Origin of the sequence: Candidatus Formimonas warabiya, from assembly GCF_002777255.1 — a bacterium.
Taxonomy (GTDB): Bacteria; Bacillota; Dehalobacteriia; order Dehalobacteriales; family Dehalobacteriaceae; genus Formimonas; species Formimonas warabiya.
On sequence record NZ_CP017634.1, the window covers coordinates 1,970,094 to 1,992,705 of the forward strand.

General features: G+C 44.2%; 17 protein-coding genes. 2 read left to right on the forward strand and 15 right to left on the reverse strand.

Features of this window, described 5'->3' with window-relative positions; all coding sequences use genetic code 11:
* Positions 1-40: 40 nt before the first annotated feature.
* The 6 genes from mftA to DCMF_RS09270 form a co-directional block, all read right to left on the reverse strand.
* Positions 41-148 carry a variant-type mycofactocin precursor gene (mftA, locus tag DCMF_RS09245; protein ID WP_148134166.1) on the reverse strand — a complete coding sequence of 36 codons (108 nt, stop codon included), beginning with the start codon at positions 146-148 and terminating at the stop codon, positions 41-43.
* A gap of 48 nt (positions 149-196) precedes the next feature.
* Positions 197-1,300 carry a zinc-binding dehydrogenase gene (locus DCMF_RS09250; protein ID WP_148134167.1) on the reverse strand — a complete coding sequence of 368 codons (1,104 nt, stop codon included), beginning with the start codon at positions 1,298-1,300 and terminating at the stop codon, positions 197-199.
* Positions 1,301-1,593: 293 nt separating this feature from the next.
* The gene (locus tag DCMF_RS30060) at positions 1,594-2,469 is read right to left on the reverse strand and encodes a methyl-accepting chemotaxis protein (protein WP_269467160.1); all 876 of its coding nucleotides are present in this window, start codon (positions 2,467-2,469) and stop codon (positions 1,594-1,596) included.
* Positions 2,470-2,795: 326 nt separating this feature from the next.
* The gene (locus DCMF_RS09260; RefSeq protein ID WP_148134168.1) at positions 2,796-3,356 is read right to left on the reverse strand and encodes a helix-turn-helix domain-containing protein; all 561 of its coding nucleotides are present in this window, start codon (positions 3,354-3,356) and stop codon (positions 2,796-2,798) included.
* A 295-nt stretch (positions 3,357-3,651) separates the two neighbouring features.
* Positions 3,652-5,133, reverse strand: a complete 1,482-nt coding sequence (locus tag DCMF_RS09265) for an amino acid permease (RefSeq protein ID WP_148134169.1) — start codon at positions 5,131-5,133, stop codon at positions 3,652-3,654.
* A gap of 124 nt (positions 5,134-5,257) precedes the next feature.
* Positions 5,258-6,682, reverse strand: coding sequence for a class-III pyridoxal-phosphate-dependent aminotransferase (locus DCMF_RS09270; RefSeq protein WP_148134170.1), 1,425 nt, complete (start codon positions 6,680-6,682; stop codon positions 5,258-5,260).
* Positions 6,683-7,092: 410 nt separating this feature from the next.
* Between DCMF_RS09270 and DCMF_RS09275 the strand changes: the two genes are divergently transcribed.
* Both DCMF_RS09275 and DCMF_RS09280 read left to right on the forward strand, forming a co-directional pair.
* Positions 7,093-7,761 carry a nitroreductase gene (locus DCMF_RS09275; RefSeq protein WP_148134171.1) on the forward strand — a complete coding sequence of 223 codons (669 nt, stop codon included), beginning with the start codon at positions 7,093-7,095 and terminating at the stop codon, positions 7,759-7,761.
* 112 nt (positions 7,762-7,873) lie between these two features.
* The gene (locus tag DCMF_RS09280) at positions 7,874-8,542 is read left to right on the forward strand and encodes a DUF998 domain-containing protein (RefSeq protein ID WP_148134172.1); all 669 of its coding nucleotides are present in this window, start codon (positions 7,874-7,876) and stop codon (positions 8,540-8,542) included.
* Positions 8,543-8,601: 59 nt separating this feature from the next.
* Here the strand turns inward: DCMF_RS09280 and DCMF_RS09285 are convergent, their stop codons facing one another.
* The 9 genes from DCMF_RS09285 to DCMF_RS09325 form a co-directional block, all read right to left on the reverse strand.
* Complete coding sequence (locus DCMF_RS09285) at positions 8,602-10,101, reverse strand: Ig-like domain-containing protein (protein WP_148134173.1); 1,500 nt, start codon at positions 10,099-10,101, stop codon at positions 8,602-8,604.
* A gap of 125 nt (positions 10,102-10,226) precedes the next feature.
* Positions 10,227-10,673: a DUF7878 domain-containing protein gene (locus tag DCMF_RS09290; RefSeq protein ID WP_148134174.1), complete on the reverse strand. Its 447-nt coding sequence runs from the start codon at positions 10,671-10,673 to the stop codon at positions 10,227-10,229.
* Entirely contained in the window at positions 10,649-11,422 is a 774-nt protein-coding gene (locus tag DCMF_RS29150) for an RHS repeat-associated core domain-containing protein (protein ID WP_214659218.1), read from the reverse strand. The genes DCMF_RS09290 and DCMF_RS29150 overlap by 25 nt, the downstream gene beginning before the upstream one ends.
* Positions 11,415-11,669: an RHS repeat-associated core domain-containing protein gene (locus DCMF_RS30470; protein WP_148137817.1), complete on the reverse strand. Its 255-nt coding sequence runs from the start codon at positions 11,667-11,669 to the stop codon at positions 11,415-11,417. The genes DCMF_RS29150 and DCMF_RS30470 overlap by 8 nt, the downstream gene beginning before the upstream one ends.
* A gap of 81 nt (positions 11,670-11,750) precedes the next feature.
* Positions 11,751-12,242, reverse strand: coding sequence for a hypothetical protein (locus DCMF_RS09305; RefSeq protein ID WP_148134175.1), 492 nt, complete (start codon positions 12,240-12,242; stop codon positions 11,751-11,753).
* A 15-nt stretch (positions 12,243-12,257) separates the two neighbouring features.
* The gene (locus DCMF_RS09310) at positions 12,258-19,055 is read right to left on the reverse strand and encodes an RHS repeat-associated core domain-containing protein (protein ID WP_214659220.1); all 6,798 of its coding nucleotides are present in this window, start codon (positions 19,053-19,055) and stop codon (positions 12,258-12,260) included.
* Between the two features lie 942 nt (positions 19,056-19,997).
* Complete coding sequence (locus tag DCMF_RS09315) at positions 19,998-20,567, reverse strand: helix-turn-helix domain-containing protein (RefSeq protein ID WP_148134177.1); 570 nt, start codon at positions 20,565-20,567, stop codon at positions 19,998-20,000.
* A gap of 114 nt (positions 20,568-20,681) precedes the next feature.
* Positions 20,682-22,049 carry a PFL family protein gene (locus DCMF_RS09320; RefSeq protein WP_148134178.1) on the reverse strand — a complete coding sequence of 456 codons (1,368 nt, stop codon included), beginning with the start codon at positions 22,047-22,049 and terminating at the stop codon, positions 20,682-20,684.
* 195 nt (positions 22,050-22,244) lie between these two features.
* Positions 22,245-22,520, reverse strand: coding sequence for an ACT domain-containing protein (locus DCMF_RS09325; RefSeq protein WP_148134179.1), 276 nt, complete (start codon positions 22,518-22,520; stop codon positions 22,245-22,247).
* Positions 22,521-22,612 lie beyond the last annotated feature (92 nt).

A 22,612-nucleotide genomic window follows, 5' to 3' on the forward strand; every position in this document is an offset into this window, starting at 1 on the left:
TTTATTGCTGCAAAGCCTCTCTTAAGCCCCGGGTACCTGCTTAATACACGCCGCAAATTCCATCGATGGCCAATTCTTCCACTTCCACCTCTTCCAGGATTTCCGGACTTTCCTGATTCTGGCATTTCTGATTTTCCTGTTCCGGCATGTTCAACCCTCCTTTAGGCAAAATAGGTATGCTGTTTACCGGCGGCCTTTAGTACCGAATAATCCCGCAAATGTTCTTCCCGGCAAACATGTCTGCATATCCTTCATTGATCTGGTCCAGGGTATATTCTTTGGTAATCAATTCATCAAACTTGATCTGACCCGCCTTGTACATTTCGATCATTTGCGGGACCAGTTCAAAGGGACTTCTTCCCCCATAACAGGTTCCGGAAATCCGTTGTTGGTACAAGGTCATTTTCCAGGTATTTAATTCTACATGGGTTTGAGTGATGGGCGCTACGCCCACGAAAACGGCATGGCCCCCCTTATGAATGGCTTTGACGCATTGGGCCTGCACTTCTCCTAAGCCAATGCAGTCAAAGGAATAATCCACCCCGATCCCGGTGATTTTATAAACCTCTTCCACCACATCCTGCTTGGACGCATCAATATAATGGGTGGCGCCGAATTCCCGGGCCCATTTCTCTTTGTCGTGAATATCCGCGGCAATAATCACATTGGCATTTACCGACTTCAGGCCTTGAATCACGTTCATGCCCACACCGCCTAAGCCAACCACCAGGGCGGTACATCCATGGTGAGCCTGGGCAGTATGAACCACCGCTCCCCACCCGGTGGGTATCCGGCAGCCCACAACAGGAATCTTGTCCAGGGGGAGAGAGGGATCGACTTTAATGCAGCACTTTTCATTGGTGACAATATAATCGCTGAAGGTACCTAAAAAGGAAAGCTGCCAGCAGTCCCGGCCGTCTTTCATATGTACCCGGAAGCTGCCGTCATCCCGGGCCCCGTCCATTAAGTGCTCTCCCCGGTCGCAAAGCTGTCCTTGCCCCTTGACACACCAGGGGCAGACGCCGCAGGAAGCCATCCAGGACATCACAATATGATCGCCCGGCTGGACCTTCGTTACATTCTTGCCCACAGCTTCCACAATACCGACCCCTTCATGACCGGCCAAAATGGGAAATTGGACGTCATAATCCCCGTTGATACAGTGCCAGTCTGAATGGCACAATCCGCTCACAACTACCTTCACAGCTACTTCATCGTCTCTGGGATCATCCCACACCACTTCTTCAATTTCAAAGGGCTGATTCAATCCTTTCAGAATAGCGGCTCTTGAAGTACGCATATTTGCCACCTCTCCTCTTATTTTTGTATTTTAAGTGCATGACACTTTTTCGTACAGTATTTTTGCGCCTCTGCCGTCACCGTTCACTGGTTCCCGGCAGGTCTTTTCTCCCAAGGGCTCTTTTTTCATCGTCTTCTTACCCAGTTCAACAAAGAGCAGCTTGCCCATATTCCTCAGAACCGCTCAATCCCTCTAGAGAAAAAGTAAAGTGTGACTGTACAATTTAATTCTATTATTCTATGTTCAGTCTAATTTTCCTTCACACAATTAAAAATATTTCTGCAATTAATTATTTATGTCTGATATTCCTTATTTTGGCTGTCCTTGGACAGGCCCTGGGCCATCATCACCAGGGTATTTGCCAATTTGATCAGTTCTTCCAGGGCCGGATTCGCATCTGTGAGCACCTGGGCCTGATGGTTGGCAACGGCTGACACTTCCTTGACCGCGGCATCAATTTGCTCCACCGCGTTTTTAATGCTGTCCAGGGTACTTTTAATGTTTTTTGTGGACTCTCCGCTGGTGTGGGCCAGCTTCCGCACTTCGTCGGCCACCACGGCAAAGCCCCGGCCATGTTCCCCCACCCGGGCGGCCTCAATGGCTGCGTTCAAGCCGATTAAATTGGTTTGTCCGGCAATTTTGCGGATCACTTCGATAATTTGGTCCGTTTCTCCCACCTGGGCATGGGTATGCTGAGAGATGCCGCCCAATTCCTGGCCCGTGGCCGACAATTCTTCCGCTTCCGCCGCAATCTGCTGAAAGGTATGATCAAAAGTTTGAATATGCTGCTCCAAGGATTGGGCAATGGCCAGAAGCTGTTCTCTCTTTTCCGTCAACTGATAAAGCTCGATCCCCCCCACCACTTTGTCCTGTTCATAAATGGGGACGGCCACGCAAATATAATTGACTCCCCACACCTCTTTGGGCACCTCTTCCACAATGCGTCTTTTTTGCCGCATGGCATGATAAATGGGCAGATTATCCTCCAATGGGTCTCCTACATAGGTGGGCCGATCAAAGCTAAATACCTGCAGATTCAGATCGTCCCAAATCACCTTTTCCGTGTCACAAATCGACAATCCCATTTCCTCCACGCTAAATTGCCTGATGTAAGGTGCAATCGCCAGTAAATGCTGAAGCATGTGACATGTTTCATGATCCTTTTCCACCGTTGCTCCCCCCTATCCCTCTTAAAAATCAGATTCGGTTTTTAGTCCAGCGTGACTGTACAATTTTTACTCTTATTATTCTGTGTGCATTTTAAATTTCCTTCTCTGCTTAACAATATTTGCCTAACTGAGAGATATCTGTCAAAAAAAATTAGACTCTCTAAATGAGAGTCTAATGAAAGATCCGTTTCTTTTTTGATGCGAACCCTATTTTTGAAGCAAGTTCTTAACTTGGTAAGTGCTTTTCTTATCAAGTTTTAGAACTGCAAATGCATGACTAACTTGGCGTTGACTCCCGGCGGGAGACCTACGCCAAGTTAGTCAGGTTAAAATAAACTGGAGGTGGCGGCAATTAAAAAATAAGCGGTTTTATCCGTAAAGTTCTTGAAAATATGTTTTTTGCTGCTGTCAAAACAGCCGCTGTCCCCTTCGTTCAAGACATATTTTTTATCTTCCAGGAAAAGATTCAGCTCACCGCTCAGGACCAAAAAATACTCTTTCCCTTCATGCTTAAAAGTATCCACTTTTTCCCGGTCCGCATGGGGCGGCACTTCTATGACCAGAAACTCCATATTGTCCCGCAAACTTGGCGTAAGCAGATAATAGATCATGGAAGAATTAGGAATGATAATCTTTTTCCTGTTTTCCTTTCTTACCACAACCTCTTCCTCTTCTACCTGGGTATTTTCTATTTTAAATACTTCGGTAATCGGTACTTTTAAAGCAATGGAAATTTTCTCCAGGGTGGGCAGTGAGGGAAGCACCTCTCCCCGTTCCACCTGGCTGATTAAGCTTTTCGACACGCCCACCATATTTGCCAATTCCGTAATGGTAATGTGCTGGGACTGTCTAATTTCTCTAATTCTACTACCCGTAGTATTAATCAATCGGAATGTCTCCCCTTTAACAAGAACTCATGGCACACAAAATCAAATCATGGGGCCGGTGGAAAATCTCTTTTTTCCCTCCCGGAACCCTTCCCCATGAAACCATTTTCACCCCATTTTCCACTTAAGTCATACCACCTCTTCCAGTATACAGTATTTTTAAACTAATGTCATCAAAATTCCCTTACCGCCACCTCCTTCTTTCATCTTCTTGCCGCAAAATAAAAGACCACAGGAAGACATCTATCCTGTGGTAATTGTTTTGCGACACCTTGCTCCATGCAAAGAGATCTGCTTATTCCTTGATGCCGTTGGTTTTCAGGAATTGCTCAAAAACATTTACCCCACCCAACCCGGCTTTATGTTTTTCTTTATCGCCGAACAAATGATACAGGATCATGGGAACCACCAGCATGGGAATGCCGATGTAGGAAGAAATGCGCAGATCCGGATTGATAAAGGTATAGAGCATGATCACCGCCATAATCAGGATAGCAAAGCAGGTCACATAGGGGAAATAGGGCATGGTGAATTTTAGGGTCTTCTTCGCATCCACGCCCATTTTCTCCAGACGGCGGCGAAAATTGTACTGACACCAGCAAATGCAAATCCAGGATAATAAGCCGGTAAAGCCGGACAGGGAAAGCAGGATGGTATAAATCTGGCCGCTGGTGTCCAGGGTATAAGCAAATAAAGCAATCCAGGCCGGTATCATGCAAACAATGACGGCAGCATAGGGTACGCCCCGGCGATTGGTTTTTGCCATCCATCTCGGCGCCATGCCGGTTTGCGCCATGCCCACCACGGCCCGGGACGACCCGTAAATCCCGCTGTTGGCGCAAGAAACGGCGGCCGTTAAAACCACCAAAGACATCACCACGCCAGCCCAGTTAAAACCGTAGGCATTCAAGGCCGCCGCAAAAACGCTTTCTTCCAGTCCCGCCTGTTTCCAGGGAAAGATGACGGTGAGCAAAAGGGTAGGAATACTGAACATGGCGACGATGCGGAAAGTAACATTGCGCACCGCCACCGGAATCGCTTTTTCCGGCTGCTCGCTTTCCCCGGCCGCAATCCCAATCAGTTCGGACCCTAAATAATTGTTGATGATCAAGGACATACTCAGTAAGACAATGACAAATCCGCCCGGGAAGAAGCCCCCGCTGCCTAAAAGAATTGAGGTGCCTAAGACATGACCCTGTTGGTTGCCGATCAGCCCGAAAAAGATGAGCACCGCCAGCACGGTGAAGATGACAATGGCGCATACTTTGATTAAGGCCAGCCAGAATTCCAGTTCTCCAAAGGTTCCTACATACAACATGTTGACGATGGTCAAAATAATGCCGAAAATAATGGACCAATAGAGAGGGTCAACAGCAGGAAAAAAGTTGTTCATGATGATCCCGGTAGCAATAAACTCAGCCGGGATGTAGACAACCCAGTTGGTATAATAGGACCACCCCACTCCCGCCGCCCAGGTGGGAGAAATCAAATCGTTGGCGTAGTTCACAAAAGAACCGCATACCGGCATCGCCACCGCCAATTCCCCCAAACAATAGGTGACCATAAAAACGATCATGCCGCCAAAAAGAAACGCCAGACACGCCGCCGGGCCCATGGTATCAATCAGGTAACCGTTGCCCAGGAAATAACAGCTGCCGATAATCCCGCCCATGGCAATCAACTGGATATGACGATTTTTTAATCCCCGTTGCAATGCGACTTGCTCCTGGCAAGCCAGGTTTACCCCTTCTTGGTTTCCTATGCGTTCCAAATCCATGCAGCAAATCCCCCTTTATCCTCTTTATACTCTATACTCTCTTTTTGGGAATTGATTTTTTACTGACAAAATCACGCTGCTTATTCATGTACCGTCTGATGCACCATAAATTGCCTGCTCTATTTTAAACCATGGTATCCAAATAATCCAAGGCATAATCCAAGGCGTCAATGGCTTTGTCCATATCTGCCTGAGAAACGGTGAGAGAGGCGCCGATTCTTAAGGTATTGGGGACAAACCCGCCCAGCAGAACTCCCTTTTCCAAACACTTGCCTAAAACAATGCCCGTGGGATTTTTGCTCTGGTCCCCGGCAAAAGCGGTGTACCTGTCCGCGGCAACAAAGGGTTCTCTCGTCTCTTTGTTTTTCACCAGTTCCACCTGCCAAAACATCCCTGCCCCGGCCACCAAACCGACGGTCTTATGCTTCTGCTCCAGTTCCTGCAATTTGGCCCCAAAATACGCGCCTGCTTTTTCGGCCACTTGGGGAATGTTGTGTTCAATCATATACTCCAGGTTGCCCTGAGCCGCAGCCAAGGCAATGGGATGGCCGGCAAAAGTACTGACATGATTCCAGCGCATCCCATCCATGAATTGGGCAATTTCCTTGTTCACTAAAACCGCCCCGCAGGGAACCTGAGAACTGGTAATCCCTTTTGCCATGGTCATGACATCCGGTTTTAAATTTTTGCCGTACTTTTGGTGACCAAACCAGGCGCCCAAGCGGCCAAAGCCCATCAGCACTTCGTCAACAATCCAAAGAATGCCCAGTCTCCGGGTCATCTCAGAAATTTGGGGCAGGTATTCTTCCGGGGGAACAATGGTGCCCGCCCCATAGGCCGGCTCCGTAATAATGGCCGCAACCTGGTCCACCCCATGGTTCAAAATCAGCCGTTCCGTGTTGAGCACGCAGGGAAGCTGGGTGCCGCAGGATTTGCACGCCGGATAGGTATGTCCCAAGGAGCACCGGTAGCAAAAAGGCGTGGGGCAAACAAAAGAATTAAAGAATCCCTGTCCCGGAACATTGCGCACAGTTTGATCACTGCCTCCGCCGGACAAATGGGAGCGTCCGGGATAGACCCGGTTTAAGGAGACGGCGCCGCCGGTCACCCCATGGTAAGCATGCTCTCTGGTCGCAATCAGCGACTTTCCCGTGAAGAGCCGGGCAATGATGCAGGCAACTTCCACCGACTCCCCGCCGGAATTGGTGTAGCGGATCTTTCCCGGCCAATCCTGGCTGCCCAGAATATCCTCAATAATTAACTTCGCCACTCTTGCCTTGTAATCCGTGGTATAAATATCCCACACAAAGCCATACCGGTCTAGAGCCTCTTTAATGTACTCCACAATTCTCGGATTCTTCTGGCCCACGTTGACGCAATAGAGCTGATTAAAAAAATCCAGCAGCCGTGTGCCGTCAGGCATAATCAGATAATCCCCTTCCGTTCTTTCCACCGGCGTCCAATGATATTCTTCCTTGGTGTAAAAGCACTTCATTACATATTTGGTATTCCACTCTTCAATTTTTCCCCAGTCTATGGTGTGTTCCATGTCTTTCCCCTCCCGCTCCTTAAAGTAATTACACCTTACAAAAGACTCCGCTCCGGAAACACCTCCCTCGTCCTGCTTCCCCCTTGGTATTTAAGATTCTATTACATTCCCGGTTTATTATATTGGGAAATTCCATTATATATGTTCTAAGTTCATTATTATTTTCCTGCTTGTTTTTAAAATTTTTCCATATATAATGGAATTATTTTAGTTATATAGAACCTCCTGGTCTTACCTTCCTAAAATTAAAAAGGGCCCCTTGGGGTGGAGTCCCTGTTTGCTGCCTCATTTAATTTTTTTATTTTACTGCCTAAACATATTTTTCCCCACTTCAACCCATAATATGGTATAATTTCAAAATAACATTTAGCCTTTTGCATCTTTAAATTTGAACCAGGGAGGTTTACACAATGGATGTGATCGAAGCTTTAAAATCACGCCATAGCACCAGGGCTTATCAGCCTAAGGCAGTAGACAAAGAAACCATTCTGAAAATAATGGAAGGGGCAAACAGCACGCCGTCATGGGCGAATACCCAACCATGGGAAGTGTTTGTGGCGGTGGGAAAGACACTGGACAGTATCCGCAGCCGTTACCGGGAACATTTCACAAACCAGGTTCCCCTCAATCCCGACATTCCCAGACCTCAACAATGGCCTGAGGCCCATCAGGAACGCACCCGGGAAATGGGCGCGGCTCACCTGAAACTCCTGGGCATTGACCGGGATGATCAAGAAGCCAGGGCAATTATGGTGGAAAGAAACCTGAACTTTTTCGGGGCGCCGGCAGTGATCTTTCTCTGCCTGGACAAGGACTTGTCCCAGTGGTCCCTCTATGATCTGGGTTCTTTCTCCCAGAGCATCATGCTAGCGGCTCAGCATTACGGGTTGAATACCATCCCCGCTATTATGCTGGTAGCCTATCCGGATGTGATCCGTACAGAGCTTAAAATCCCGGCCCACTTGAATATTGCCATGGGTATCGCTCTAGGCTACGGGGACTCGGATCACATTGAGAGTAAATTCATCACCACCCGGAGACCCGTTGCTGAATTCGTCAGGATTTCAGGCATTGAATAACGAAAACAGGATGAGTAAGAGCCAAGAGGTCTTCCTTTTGGCTCTTTTCTAACAAAACGCCGCTTCTCAGCCTGTTGGCTTAAAGCGGCCTTTACCTCTGGAGGATGTAACCATGTTTCATGTTCAAACAAGAAAACTTTTGATATCAGGAATTATGGCAGGTCCGGTATTTACACTTTCCTGGCTAATAGCCGGCGCTACGCGTGCAGGATATAATCCGCTGCGCCACCCTATCAGCTCTTTATCAATCGGCCATCTCGGCTGGACGCAGATTACGACCTTTCTTGTTGTCGGTATATTACTTTTCGGTTTTGCTATTGCGCTCATGCGCATCACAAAATCTCAAGGCGTTTCGGTTTGGGGGCCACGTATTATAGCACTTTGTGCAATTGGGCTGATCGGGGCTGGTTTTTTCACAACCGATCCCTTGAGCGGTTATCCGTCAGGCTTGCACACACTCCGCGAAAACAGGAGCCTGTCCGGGGTATTGCATGATCTCTTTTCCGCATTTCTTTTCATCGGATATCCGTTTGCCGCTTACAAATTCGCCCGAATCTTCATCAAGAAAAAAGAGACTGGTTGGGCAATTTATACGATAGTTTCAGGGCTCGCTTTCATCTGTTTTTTTATCATAACAAGCATCGGGTTTGCACAAGTAGCGGGCTTTGTTGAGTACGGCGGCCTGTTTCAGCGTATCACGATCACCATCTTATGGTGCTGGATGACGTTAGTTGCCATACATTTTTTGCGTGTCTATGACAATATTGTCCCGAGGGAATAGGGAAGTGCGACAGGGGAGAACCATCCTCTGTCGCACTATTTTTTAACTCCTGATATCCCCTATAATACAGAAACCTCGCAAGTCGCTGTAAAGCTTCCATCAACGGTCGTAACAGTTATTATGGTTTCACCTGCACCCACTCCAGTCACTGTCCCATCCGAATCAACTGTGGCAATTTCTTCGTCACTGCTTGTCCAAATCACAGCTTTATTTGCAGCATTTTCTGGAGATATTGTTGCCATTAAAGTTTCAGTACTTCCCGTATTAATACTGATACTGCTCTTATTTAAACTTACTCCCGTCACTGCTATAGGCTGCGCTTCTGTCACTGTTACCTCGCAATCTTCCGTAAAGCTTCCATCAACAGTCGTAACAGTTATTATAGCTTCACCCGCACCCACTCCAGTCACTGTCCCATCCGAATCAACTGTGGCAATTCCTTCGTCACTGCTTGTCCAGGTCACAGCTTTATTAGCAGCATTTTCAGGAGATATTGTTGCCACTAAAGTTTCAGTACTTCCAGTTTCAATACTGATACTGCTCTTATTCAAACTTACTCCCGTTACTGCTATAGGCTGTGCTTCTGTCACTGTCACCTCACAATCTGCCGTAAAGCTTCCATCAACAGTCGTAACAGTTATTATGGTTTCACCAGCACCCACTCCAATCACTGTCCCATCCGAATCAACTGTGGCAATTCCTTCGTCACTGCTTGTCCAGGTCACAGCTTTATTAGCAGCATTTTCAGGAGATATTGTTGCCACTAAAGTTTCAGTACTTCCAGTTTCAATACTGATACTGCTCTTATTCAAACTTACTCCCGTTACTGCTATAGGCTGCGCTTCTGTCACTGTCACCTCACAATCTGCCGTAAAGCTTCCATCAACAGTTGTAACAGTTATTATAGCTTCACCAGCACCCACTCCAGTTACTGTCCCACTGGAATCAACTTCAGCAACTTCTTCGTCACCGCTTGTCCAGGTTACAGATTTATTGGTGGCATTTTCTGGGGTAACAATTGCCACCAGTGTTTCAATGCCATTTACAGGGATAGTAGTGGTTGTCTTATTTAAGCTGACTCCCGATACAGCGGCACCGGCTTCTGTAGTAAAACTGAAAACCAAATTATTCTCTAGGGTGTTTCCCATACTATCTTGTATGGCTCCTACCGGGATAATGACGGTATAAGATGTATTTGCAACTAAACTTTGGGTCGGTGTCAGGCTCAATTTGCTTCCATTTATATCATATGTATATTCTGTGGCTGTTTCACCCTGCCTGATGGTGATGTCACTTATATTACTTCCTGACTGAATTTCCTTAGCAAAAGTTACTTCAATTACTTTCCCAACCGACACATTAGAGGCCTGATCCACTGGGTCGATAGAGACAATATTCAATAGCTCAACCCCGTTACTGGCAATACTCACCAGGTTGCCTGAATCATTATAAGTGTAGGTAAGAACTTTTCCATTAGAAAAAGTGACCGTGGAAATACGGTTGGCGTCATCATAGGTATATACAGCCGCATTAACCGGTATAGTAAGAAAAAGCATCATTATAACTATACATATTGTTAAACATAAACGGGTCTTAATTGTAATCCCCTCCCTATCTTATTCTTAATTATCATGACACATTACTTATGTAATTGTAAGCCAAATGGGATCAGCCTCTATTATGTTTATATATATATATCCATGTCAATATTGTACCTATTCATCAACTGATTCTTTATGTTTTCCAAAAACTTATCTACTTCGTTTAGTAATGTATGTAAATCAAATTTTATCCCCACATCAAATTTTTGCCATATAGAGATTATTCTCCAACCGTCTTGGTCTTGTATAAAACCTAGAATCGGCCCGTCATCATGGTCCATTGTGTGATATTGAAAATTTTCCACCATACCTAATTTGACAGTTCTTAACCATTTTGTTAGAGCAACCCCTAATTCCATCAATAGAATATATTGGTCATAAAAAAATATCCTCCCATTAATTAAAATGGCTAATTCTCCCTCGATATCTGCAAGAACTTTGAAATTCCTAGTCATAACAAGTTCGTGTTCTATTGTTTTATCTAAATCAATTTTAAACTTTATCTCTATTTTATTGGGAATGCAGTCCATATTTTTCCATCATCTCCTATTATTACTCGAACTTTTGTTTCACCTTTTGCACCTATGCTTCTGCCAAGATCCACTTCAATTTTAAATGAGTTTGGTTGGTTATTAGGTAAGAACTGAGCATTCTGTGATTCAAGAGCTTCTTTTATTATTCTGTTTACTTTGTTAGCATCATTTGTGTTGAACTTGTTCCAGTTGCCTCCTGCACCATATAAATGCTTATTTGATACCGTAAAACTATCAATATTATCGGCTGCTTTATAGGCTGCTTCAGATGCTTTTTTTAATACACTATTTGCCTCAGCCGCAATAACTTTCTTTGCTGTTTTAGTAGAAGTAACCATTTTGTCTATTACTTTTATTCCGGTCTTGACTGCCCCGCCAACGGCTATGGCTTCCTGTATGACATAGCCCAGGTTTTTGCCATATTGCTGGACTTGCGCATCGGTGGGATCGCCAAACCATACTTTTCCGCTGTTGGCCATTAGATGCTTGATTGGACCTGCTACTGATTCACCTAAGGCATCCGCTAAATCTTGCAGAGATAAGTTGCCATTTTTAATGTCTTTCACTAATGCCCAAGCTGCCAATGGTGAATAAATAATATCCTTGATGGATTCGCCAAGTGATTGAACAAGCCCATACAGAAGATCGTCAACCTGGTTACACCTCATGTTTCCCGACGGGTCCGTATAGGATATAGGATTGTTGCCGCAGTATGCGTACAGGTTATGCGATAAGGGATTATCCACTTCTCCTGCAACGGTGGGTAATAAATCTTCCTGCCGCAGGGTCGTAATACCGGGCTCTCAGATAAATGAAGCCGCTTTGGTCATAAAGTTCTCCGGTAAAAAGAATACTGTTCTCTACGGTTTCCCGGATCACGGTGGGATTGCCGAAAGCGTCATATTTGTACTTGTTCTTTACATCTCCCGCTTCGTCCGTGATGACCAGGATACTGCCTAACCCGTCCTGATGGTAATAAAAGGTTCCGTCCAGAGCAGTGAGTCAATTGGGCCACCCTCATTGACCCAAGGTACATACCTTTAAATACGGTAACCGCCATGTGTACGATATTAATTACTCAAACTCTACTTCAAGTACTGGTGTAGCCATCATCTTATATCCCTCATATTTATAAAGGTTATAAGCAGCAGTACCTATATAAAAATCCCGACATTTACTTATTTTGTACTGTTTTTCTATCCATTTTTTATAAGCGTTGTACTTGTTACTTAACCATTTATCTTTTGAGACGTTCTGCCCTAGTGTATTAAAGTATTTAGTTTCAACCCATAACCTTCCATACTGCACTTGATTCTGATTTCTTATCATGCTTCTCGAGTATTCAATTAAGTCTGAAATTAGTACATCAATAAAACCATTACTACTGTAAACAATTTTTGACTGCTGAGATAAAATGTAAAATATTGATCTATTGGAGTTAATAATATCTTCACTTGACAAAACTTTTCCCATATTATCAACTAAAGTATCACCAAATTCTTCTATTAATTTGATAAATTCCTTTTCATCCTTATTTAACATAAAGAACCTGATTTGATTCCCCATTATTATACCTCCGAATTAATTATATGGTACAAATTCCACCTTATATCCTGCCTTCTCTAAATCAGCCTTAGCTGCTGCTTCTCTTGAAACAGGAGCTCCAGTTTTAGTTTTTTTGCCAATTTGTACTATAAATTGTTCTCCAGTCTTAGGGTCAGTAACTAACAAATCACCATATCGAGCATTCTTAGAACCTCCTGGGTTTTTTACATAATACTCCAGTTTAACTTCATACCCTTGCCCTTCATATTTTGCTTTTATATCCTGAATTTTACCTTGGTGTGCTGGGCCACCACTCCTACCATATGGGTTAGGTACTTTTTTCTCTTCGGCCGCAATAACTTTCTTTGCTGTTTTAGTAGAAGTAACCAGTTTGTCTATTACTTTTATTCCGGTCTTGACTGCCCCGCCAACGGCTATGGCTTCCTGTATGACATAGCCCAGATTTTTGCCATATTGCTGGACTTGTGTATCGGTGGGGTCGCCAAACCATACTTTTCCGCTGTTGGCCATTAAATGCTTGATTGGACCGGCTACTGACTCACCTAAGGCATCCGCTAAATCTTTCAGAGATAAGTTGCCATTTTTAATGTCTTTCACTAATGCCCAGGCTGCCAATGGTGAATGAATAATCCCTTTGATGGATTCGCCAAGTGATTGAACAAGCCCATACAGAAGATCATCAACCTGGTTACACCTCATGTTTCCCGACGGGTCCGTATAGGATATAGGATTGTTGCCACAGTAGGCGTACAGGTTTTGTGATAAGGGATTATCCACTTCCCCTGCGAGGGTATCCTGGGTAATAAATCTTCCTGCTGCAGGGTCATAATACCGGGCTCTCAGATAGATGAAGCCGCTTTGGTCATAAAGCTCTCCGGTAAAAAGAATACTGTTCTCTACGGTTTCCCGGATCATGGTGGGATTGCCAAAAGCGTCATATTTGTACTTGTTCTTTATATCTCCCGCTTCATCCGTGATAGCCAGGATACTGCCTAACCCATCCTGATGGTAGTAAAGGGTTCCGTCCGGCCCGATCCGGCTGTATAGTCTGCCCGCATAGATGTAATTGTAAGTTTCGTCTCCTGCTTTTTCCACAAGCAGACGGGGAAGTCCTGCTGAATAATCATAGAGATATCCATATTCTTCTCCATCGCCATATACGGAACCGGTCACGGTCTTTTTGATGAGGTTCCCGTCGCCGTCATAGGTATAATTGATCGTTTTGTTTTGATCCTGAAAGAGGATAAGTCGATCTTCATAATCATAGTTTAGATATACGGCCCCTGAAACGGTTTCCAATATGTCCGGGGCATTGCCGCTAGTTGTAAGCCGGTTTCCCACTGGGTCGTAGGTGTATTGGGCAGATGTCCCGTCGGGATAAATGACCTCAGTCAGCTGTCCCAGAGGATCATAGGTGAATTCGGTAAGATCGTCGTTTTCGTCGGTAATACTCAGTCTGTTGCCATTTTGATCCAAGGTATAGGCAGCTTGCGCCAGGACAGTATCAGCCAATTGATGTTTAAGTAAAGTGAGCCTTCCGCTCTGATCATACTGATAGGTGACCTCTACTCCGTTAGGCATGGTCTCTCCTGTACGCAACCCCAGCTCATCATAATCGATATCCAGGATTTGGCCGTCTACCGTTGCGGAATCCAGCAGGTTTAGCTCGTTAAAGCTATACTCTGCTTCCATGCCGTCGGGGTAAGTGATTCCGGTGATGTTTCCGGCAGAGTCATAGGTGTAGGAAATAGTGTCTCCGTCCCGGGTTATACTCTCCAAGCGATTGTTTTGATCATAGGTATAAGTGGTGGTGCCATTGGAGTCAACCATGTATAATCTTTTTCCCGTTGGATCGTAGGAATAAGATACTTCGCTCTGATCCGGATATGTGATCCGGATTAAACGATTATTATCGTCGTAGGTGTAATCAATGGTTTCATGATCGGGATTAGTCCTGGTAACCAGGTTTCCTACGGCGTCATAAGCCTTTGCTTTTACGTTGCCCAGAGGATCTGTTTCTGTGATGAGCCTGTTTAAGGCGTCATATTCGAAGGTACGTTCTTTTTCCCGGGCATCGGTGATAGTTTCCAAGTTTCCGTTGGCATCATAGGTGTAGGAGGTAATCTGATTCAGTGCGTCGGTGACTTGAGCTAAACGTCCGAAGTCGTCGTAGGTATACTCGGTGCTTTCTCCATTGGTGTCGATACGGGAAATAATATTGCCACACCCGTCATAGGTGGTCCGGGTGGAGTGGTTTTCAGGATCGGTTGTTTTGATCAGCCTGTTTACATCATCATAGTCGTAGGTCCAGGTTCCTTTGGCGTTGGTCATGGACAATTTATTGCCCACGGGATCATAGTCGTAGGTGATGGTATGACCAAAGGCATCCGTTTCGGTGACCAAGCGGGACAAGGCATCATAGGTATAGACCGTGGTGTGATTATTAGCATCGGTTACCGCCGTTTGATTGCCGTTGGCGTCATAGGCGTAGGTAATGGTGTCTCCAAGAGGGCTGGTTTCAGTAAGGAGACGACCCAGTTCATCATAAGTATTTTCCGTGGTCTGTCCGTTTTGGTCCGTATTTGCGATGAGGTTGCCGGTACTGTCATATTCAACTTCAGTGAAGTATCCGTCCGGATCTGTGACCTGGATGAGCCGGTTGGCATCGTCATAGGTGTAGGCCCAGGTTTTCCCCCGGGCATTGGTCATGCTGAGCTTGTTTCCTACCTGGTCGTAAGTGTACGTGGTGGTGTTGTTTAAAGGATCGGTCACGGTTAGGAGTTGGGCATCTTCGTTATATGTATAATTTATGGTTTGTCCTTTGGCGTCGGTTTCATTGGTTTTGTTGCCCAGGGCATCGTACTGGATCTGCCGGATGCCGCCGAGGGAGTCAATGACTGTGGTTAGGCGGTTTAGGACATCGTATTGATACTGGGTCACCTTGCCGTTCTGGTCCGTTTTTGTGAGGATGTTGCCGTTGCCATCCAGGGTGTAGCTTTCTGTATTTCCGACCGCATCGGTCCCTCCGGTCAATCGGTTGCGGTCATCGTAGGTGTAGGTAGCAGTATGTCCGTTGGCATCGGTTACCGCTGTCTGGTTGCCATTGGCATCATAGGTGATGGTGGTGCTATGTCCTAAGGGATCGGTGATTTCGATCAGTTTGTCATTTTCATCATAACTGAAGGTAGTGGTATTTCCCATGGGATCCGTTTTGCTTAAGAGATGATTGACGGCATCATAGGTATTGGTGATAACACCGTTTAAGGGATTTGTTTCGGTGAGAAGATTGCCGTTGTTGTCATAGGTATAGGTCCAGGTATGGTTCCGGGCATCGGTCCGGGTCAGTTTTTTCCCCACAATGTCGTAAGTATAACCGGTAACATTATTATTAGGATCAGTGGTCTGGATCTGGTTTCCGTGCTGATCATAAGTAACCTGACTGGTCTTGCCGTTGGCGTTTGTGATTGTGACAACCTGTCCATACTGATCATAGGTGTAACTGGTCGCGGCTGTTTGTCCGTCGATAGTTTTACTGGACTGAAGCAGATTTCCTTTGGCATCATAGGTGAAATTGGTGATATGTCCCGCCTCATCTGTAATACTGGAGGGGTTATTTTTACTGTCATAGGTGTAAGTAGTAGTATAGCCAAGCGGGGCCGGGGCTGCCTGAGTCAACATATTACCCATGGTGTCATAAGTGTAGATGGTGGCATTACCCCTGGCATCGGTCTCACTGGTCTTATTGTAGTCGTTATCATAGGTATATGAAACGGACGTGGCGTCCATGTATTCTATTTTGGTATTCCGGTATTTGTCGTCATAATAATAGGCAGTGGTTTTGCCCATGGCGTCCGTAAAGATATTTTTCTGATTGGTAGTATCATAACTGATGGCCACCATTTGCCCTTTGCTGTCCAGTTGCTGTATGACCCGGGATTCATCGTCGTAAGTGTTCCTGACGATATAATGGTTTAAAGGATCCAGAATGGAGGTTAGTCCATATTGTCCATAAGTGTAGGTAGTAATTCCTCCGTTTAAGTCAGTAAAGGTGACCATATTTCCATTGGCATCGTAACCAAATTGCAGGGTTCGCCCGGCAGGATCCGTGATTTGTTGCAGCTTACCATCCGAATAATAGGCAAATTGCAGTGATCGGCCACCAGGTTCTGTGACTTGAGTTAATAAAGAATTGCTGTATGCTAATTGAGTTATATTATCATTTTTATCAATAATCTGAATTAGTCTGCCATTGGAGTCAAAAAGGTGTTTGAGCTGATCTTTGAAAGTAAGAGTGTAGGTGTTATCTGCATTCTTTTGTAATTTTTCAAAGCATCCTGCAGGGTGTGTGTATACACCGTTTTGCCATGGAAACACCGCACTGTGGCCATCACCATAATAGACGGTTACCGAATTATCCTGATTATCAATTAAGTAAGAATTGTAATTATATGTCCACCCCTTGCCCAAAGAGCCGTAATAGTCTGAGCGGGAATTATATGACCGGACAAATTCCAGGGGAACAGATTTGGTATTGATACTTAAATCTTTATCGGTGGAATAGTAGTTGCCTGTGGTAATATTTACCGGCTCGGCTACTGAGGTGCACCATTGTACGTCTCCCAAGCTTAGCTTAAGTTCTTGGAGGGTTGTACTAGGCTCAATTAGTCTGTTCCATACAGGAACATAATTAAACACATACCCCGTGTTAAATGGTTTCGTTAATTCCAGAATGTTGAATTTAGATTCTAAATAATCCTCAAAGCTCACCCTTTGTGCTCCACTTCCACTCAATAAAACTTTATGGGTTCCTGTTGCAACGAAGTTATAAAAACTACCTGCTCCATACTTTTGAGTAAAATCTCCTTTTACTTCGAGCGTCCCTGCTGTTAAATATCCAGAATGGACACGTTTACTTCGAGTTACAAAATTCCCTCCTACCTGCACATAATCTGCCGAATTTACCATCTTTAAATATCCATAACTAGAACCACCACTTTCTGTCTGGATCCAGTAATTCCCTATTACATTTAATCGGCCTCCATTTACATAAAGTGTTCCGTCTGTTTGTATTAAATTTCCATTTACCGAAAGGATACCACTATTTAAATCCAGTGTTCCCTGGTTTTGATACAGATTGTTTTCTACAGTAAGGCTACCGCCATTTAAATTTAATGTTCCTGCGCTACCATGCGGAGTATTTCCTAGAGTAAGGCTGGAACTAGTAAGGCCAAATCCATTTATATTTCCACCCAATGCATTTACTGTTCCCTCAATGACCAAATCATGCTGTAATGTCCAGTCGTCCCATAGTCCTAAATCGTAATGCCAGTTCCCTCCGCTCACTATGGCTGTCCCTGATAAATATAAATTAATGCCGTTAACAATTGGCGTTGTAGTTGACTTTAATTCTTTCCTTACTTTGGCCAATACAAAATTTATACCGGCTGCAGAAGTGTTTGTTATCTCCAATATATTGAAGTATGGGTCAGGAATTTGAAAGTCTACTGTTTGTGCTCCAGTCCCACTCAATAGAACCTTATGGGTTCCCGTTGCAATGAAGTTACTAAAACTACCTGCGTATCTTTCAGTAAAATCCCCTTTTACTTCAAGTGTCCCTGCTGTTAAATATCCAGAATGGACACGTTTACTTCTAGTTACAAAGTTTCCTCCTACCTGCACATAATCTGCCGGATTTATCATTTTTAAATATCCATAACTAGAACCACCACTTTCTGTCTGGATCCAGTAATTCCCTATTACATTTAATCGGCCTCCATTTACATAAAGTGTTCCGTCTGTTTGTATTAAATTTCCATTTACCGAAAGGATACCACTATTTAAATCCAGTGTTCCCTGGTTTTGATACAGATTGTTTTCTACAGTAAGGCTACCGCCATTTAAATTTAATGTTCCTGCGCTACCATGCGGAGTATTTCCTAGAGTAAGGCTGGAACTAGTAAGGCCAAATCCATTTATATTTCCACCCAATGCATTTACTGTTCCCTCAATGACCAAATCATGCTGTAATGTCCAGTCGTCCCATAGTCCTAAATCGTAATGCCAGTTCCCTCCGCTCACTATGGCTGTCCCTGATAAATATAAATTAATGCCGTTAACAATTGGCGTTGTAGTTGACTTTAATTCTTTCCTTACTTTGGCCAATACAAAATTTATACCGGCTGCAGAAGTGTTTGTTATCTCCAATATATTGAAGTATGGGTCAGGAATTTGAAAGTCTACTGTTTGTGCTCCAGTCCCACTCAATAGAACCTTATGGGTTCCCGTTGCAATGAAGTTACTAAAACTACCTGCGTATCTTTCAGTAAAATCCCCTTTTACTTCGAGCGTCCCTGCTGTTAAATATCCAGAATGGACACGTTTACTTCTAGTTACAAAGTTTCCTCCTACCTGCACATAATCTGCCGGATTTATCATTTTTAAATATCCATAACTAGAACCACCACTTTCTGTCTGGATCCAGTAATTCCCTGCTACATTTAATCGGCCTCCATTTACATAAAGTGTTCCGTCTGTTTGTATTAAATTTCCATTTACCGAAAGGATACCACTATTTAAATCCAGTGTTCCCTGGTTTTGATACAGATTGTTTTCTACAGTAAGGCTACCGCCATTTAAATTTAATGTTCCTGCGCTACCATGCGGAGTATTTCCTAGAGTAAGGCTGGAACTAGTAAGGCCAAATCCATTTATATTTCCACCCAATGCATTTACTGTTCCCTCAATGACCAAATCATGCTGTAATGTCCAGTCGTCCCATAGTCCTAAATCGTAATGCCAGTTCCCTCCGCTCACTATGGCCGTCCCTGATAAATATAAATTAATGCCGTTAACAATTGGCGTTGTAGTTGACTTTAATTCTTTCCTTACTTTGGCCAATACAAAATTTATACCGGCTGCAGAAGTGTTTGTTATCTCCAATATATTGAAGTATGGGTCAGGAATTTGAAAGTCTACTGTTTGTGCTCCAGTCCCACTCAATAGAACCTTATGGGTTCCCGTTGCAATGAAGTTACCAAAACTACCTGCGTATCTTTCAGTAAAATCCCCTTTTACTTCAAGTGTCCCTGCTGTTAAATATCCAGAATAGGATTTGGCACTTCTAGTTACAAAATTCCCTCCTACTTGTACATAATCCGCTGAATTTACCATCTTTAAATATCCATTACTGGAACCGCCACTCTCTGTCTGGATCCAGTAATTCCCTGCTACATTTAATCGACCTCCATTTATATAAAGTGTTCCACTTGATTGTATTAGATTTCCATTTACTGTCATTATATGACCATTCAAATCAACCGTTCCACTATCAATATAAACATTACCCTCATAAGTTACATCTCCAGTTAAAGTCATGTTTAAAGTAATATGTGTTGTATCTGCATAAGTTGGCATAAAAGTAATTGTAAATATCGTTAAAAAAAACATTACAAAAAATAGACTCCATTTTACTATCTTTCTCACAAAATTGCCTCCTTAAGATTTATAAACAATAAATGAATTGAGATAAACTACATAATTTCACAAAATAAAACATTATTCTTTTAATGTTATTTTATAAGTCAAAATAATAATTGTAAATAATTACTAATCGACATTAATTTTATAATTGATCCCCAATTTCGACATTATAAGGGCACAAGGTCTATGTCTAAAAAAAACTAGACCCTATATCAGAGTCTAGTTTCTATAATATTAAAGTTGTTTTATAACATTTTTCGTTTTTCAGTATCGTAATTACAGCTTCGGAGAAGTAGCGGCAATGAGAAAAGAACCTTTTTTACTGGAATTGTTTCTCCACACATGTCCGTGGCTGCTGTCAAAACATCCGCTGTCCCCTGCGTTAAGCGAATATTTATGATTCCCGACCACCAATTCCAACTGACCTTCCAGAACCAGGAAGTACTCTTCCCCGTCATGCTTAAAAGTCTCAATTTCACTTTCTTCTTTTACCGAGTTGGGAGGAATTTCAATGATCAAAAACTCCAAACTTTTCCGCAAAGTGGGGGTTAACATATAATAAACCATCGATGAATTAGGCATGGTGATCTTTTTTCGGTTATTTCCCCGCACCACAATATCTTCCTCGGTTATTTTCGGCGACTCGATCTTGAAAAATTCCGTGATTTCCACTTCTAAGGCATCGGCAATTTTCTCTAAAGTTTGTAGAGAAGGAAAAATATCCCCTCTTTCCACTTGACTGATCAAGCTTTTTGACACGCCCACTATACTAGCCAATTCCACAATGGAAATGTTCTTACCTTTTCTAATCTGTCTAATTCTTCCTCCGGTAATTTTAGAAACCAAGTTCTTTGTTCACCCCATTAATCTTATTCTTGAAAGGATATGTCTTAAGTATACAGTATATATAAACTTCTGTCATGCAAAATTTAGTGTGCCTGCATCACGGCACCAAAGTTCCTAATTTGTCAACGCATTGATGGGGGCGGGGATTCTCCCCCCTCTTTGGACAAATTTACTGGATTCGTACTGATTGACCGGCATCACAGGTCCTTTTCCCAGCAACCCGCCAAACTCCACGGAATCCCCCACCTTTTTCCCGGGGGCAGGAATAATTCTTACGGCGGTAGTTTTGTTGTTAATCATGCCGATCGCCGCTTCATCGGCAATGATGGCGGCGATAGTTTCCGCCGTGGTATCGCCGGGAACAGTGATCATGTCCAGTCCCACGGAACAGACACAGGTCATGGCCTCCAGTTTGTCTATGGACAAAGCATTTTCCTCTACCGCCCGGATCATTCCGGCATCTTCGCTGACGGGGATAAAGGCGCCGCTCAGGCCTCCTACATAGGAAGAGGCCATGGAACCGCCTTTTTTCACCGCATCATTGAGCATGGCTAGGGCTGCCGTCGTACCATGAGTCCCACAGCGCTCCAAACCCATGGCCTCTAAAATATCCGCCACACTGTCGCCGATGGCCGGGGTAGGCGCCAAAGACAAATCGACAATGCCGAAAGGAACATTCAGTTTCTTTGAGGCTGCTCGTCCTACCAATTCTCCCATGCGGGTAATCTTAAAGGCCGTTTTCTTGATCACTTCCGCCAGGGTTCCTAGATCAGAATCCGGATGTTTCTTCACGGCATTCAGTACCACTCCCGGTCCGCTTACACCCACATTGATCACGGCCTCCGGTTCCCCAATGCCATGGAAGGCCCCGGCCATAAAGGGGTTGTCCTCCGGAACGTTGCAGAAAACCACCAGCTTGGCGCAGCCGAAACCGCCTTTTTCTGCCGTCAGCGCCGCTGTTTCTTTGATCACCCGGCCCATTTCCAGTACGGCATTCATATTGATTCCTGCTTTGGTCGTGCCAATATTCACGGAAGCACATACTCTTTCCGTTGTGGCCAAAGCTTGGGGAATCGCTCTGATTAAATTCCAATCGCCGTAGGTGAACCCTTTATGTACTAAAGCGGAAAAACCCCCGATAAAGTTTACCCCCACATCCTTCGCCACCCGGTCCAAAACTTCCGCGTAGGGCAGGTAGTTTTCCCCCTCCGACGCTTCAGCGACTAAGGCAATAGGGGTTACGGAAATCCGTTTGTTGACAATGGGGATCCCGTAATCCGACTCAATATTTTCTCCCACTTTAACTAAATCCCGGGCAAACTTATAAACCTTATCATAAATCTTTTGGCAAGCAATCTTACTATCGGAATGGGCACAATCCCTTAAATTAATCCCCATGGTAATGGTCCGAACATCCAAGTTCTCCATTTCCACCATATGGATCGTTTCCCTGATCTCGTTTGGATGAATCGTTAATGGCATGTCTTTCTCCTTTCTATTTATAACCTAACCGGTGAGTGATTGAATGTTCCCATGATAATCTCCGGAAACAACGAGGATAACGAGGACGAAAAATCCGTCCGTAGTCTATTGTTTTTATAAAAAAAGCAAGAGGCTTTTCAGAAGACAGTTGACCGTAAATAATACCTGCCCCGGCACCAGGATCCCAGAACCCGTTTAGATCCGATGCATAAACTGGAACACTTCTTCATGCTGCACGGTAATCTTAACGCCGATGCGGTCTCCTTCATCGTCCAAAGTGTTTTTCAAAGCCGATAAATCCATGATGGCGCCGGACATATCACAGATCATGATCATCATGAAAAAATCCTGCATAATGGTTTGACTGATATCCAGAATATTTACATTCGCCTTCGCTAAAGCGGCCGTCACACCGGCAATAATACCCACCTTATCTTTTCCTACCACGGTGACAATTACTTTCTCTTTCATAATTTTATCTCCTTTGCAAAATATAACGGATTTAAGAAATTTTATCAGAAAACAGGAAATCCTGCAACCGCTCACCTGGTTGCAGGATTCGA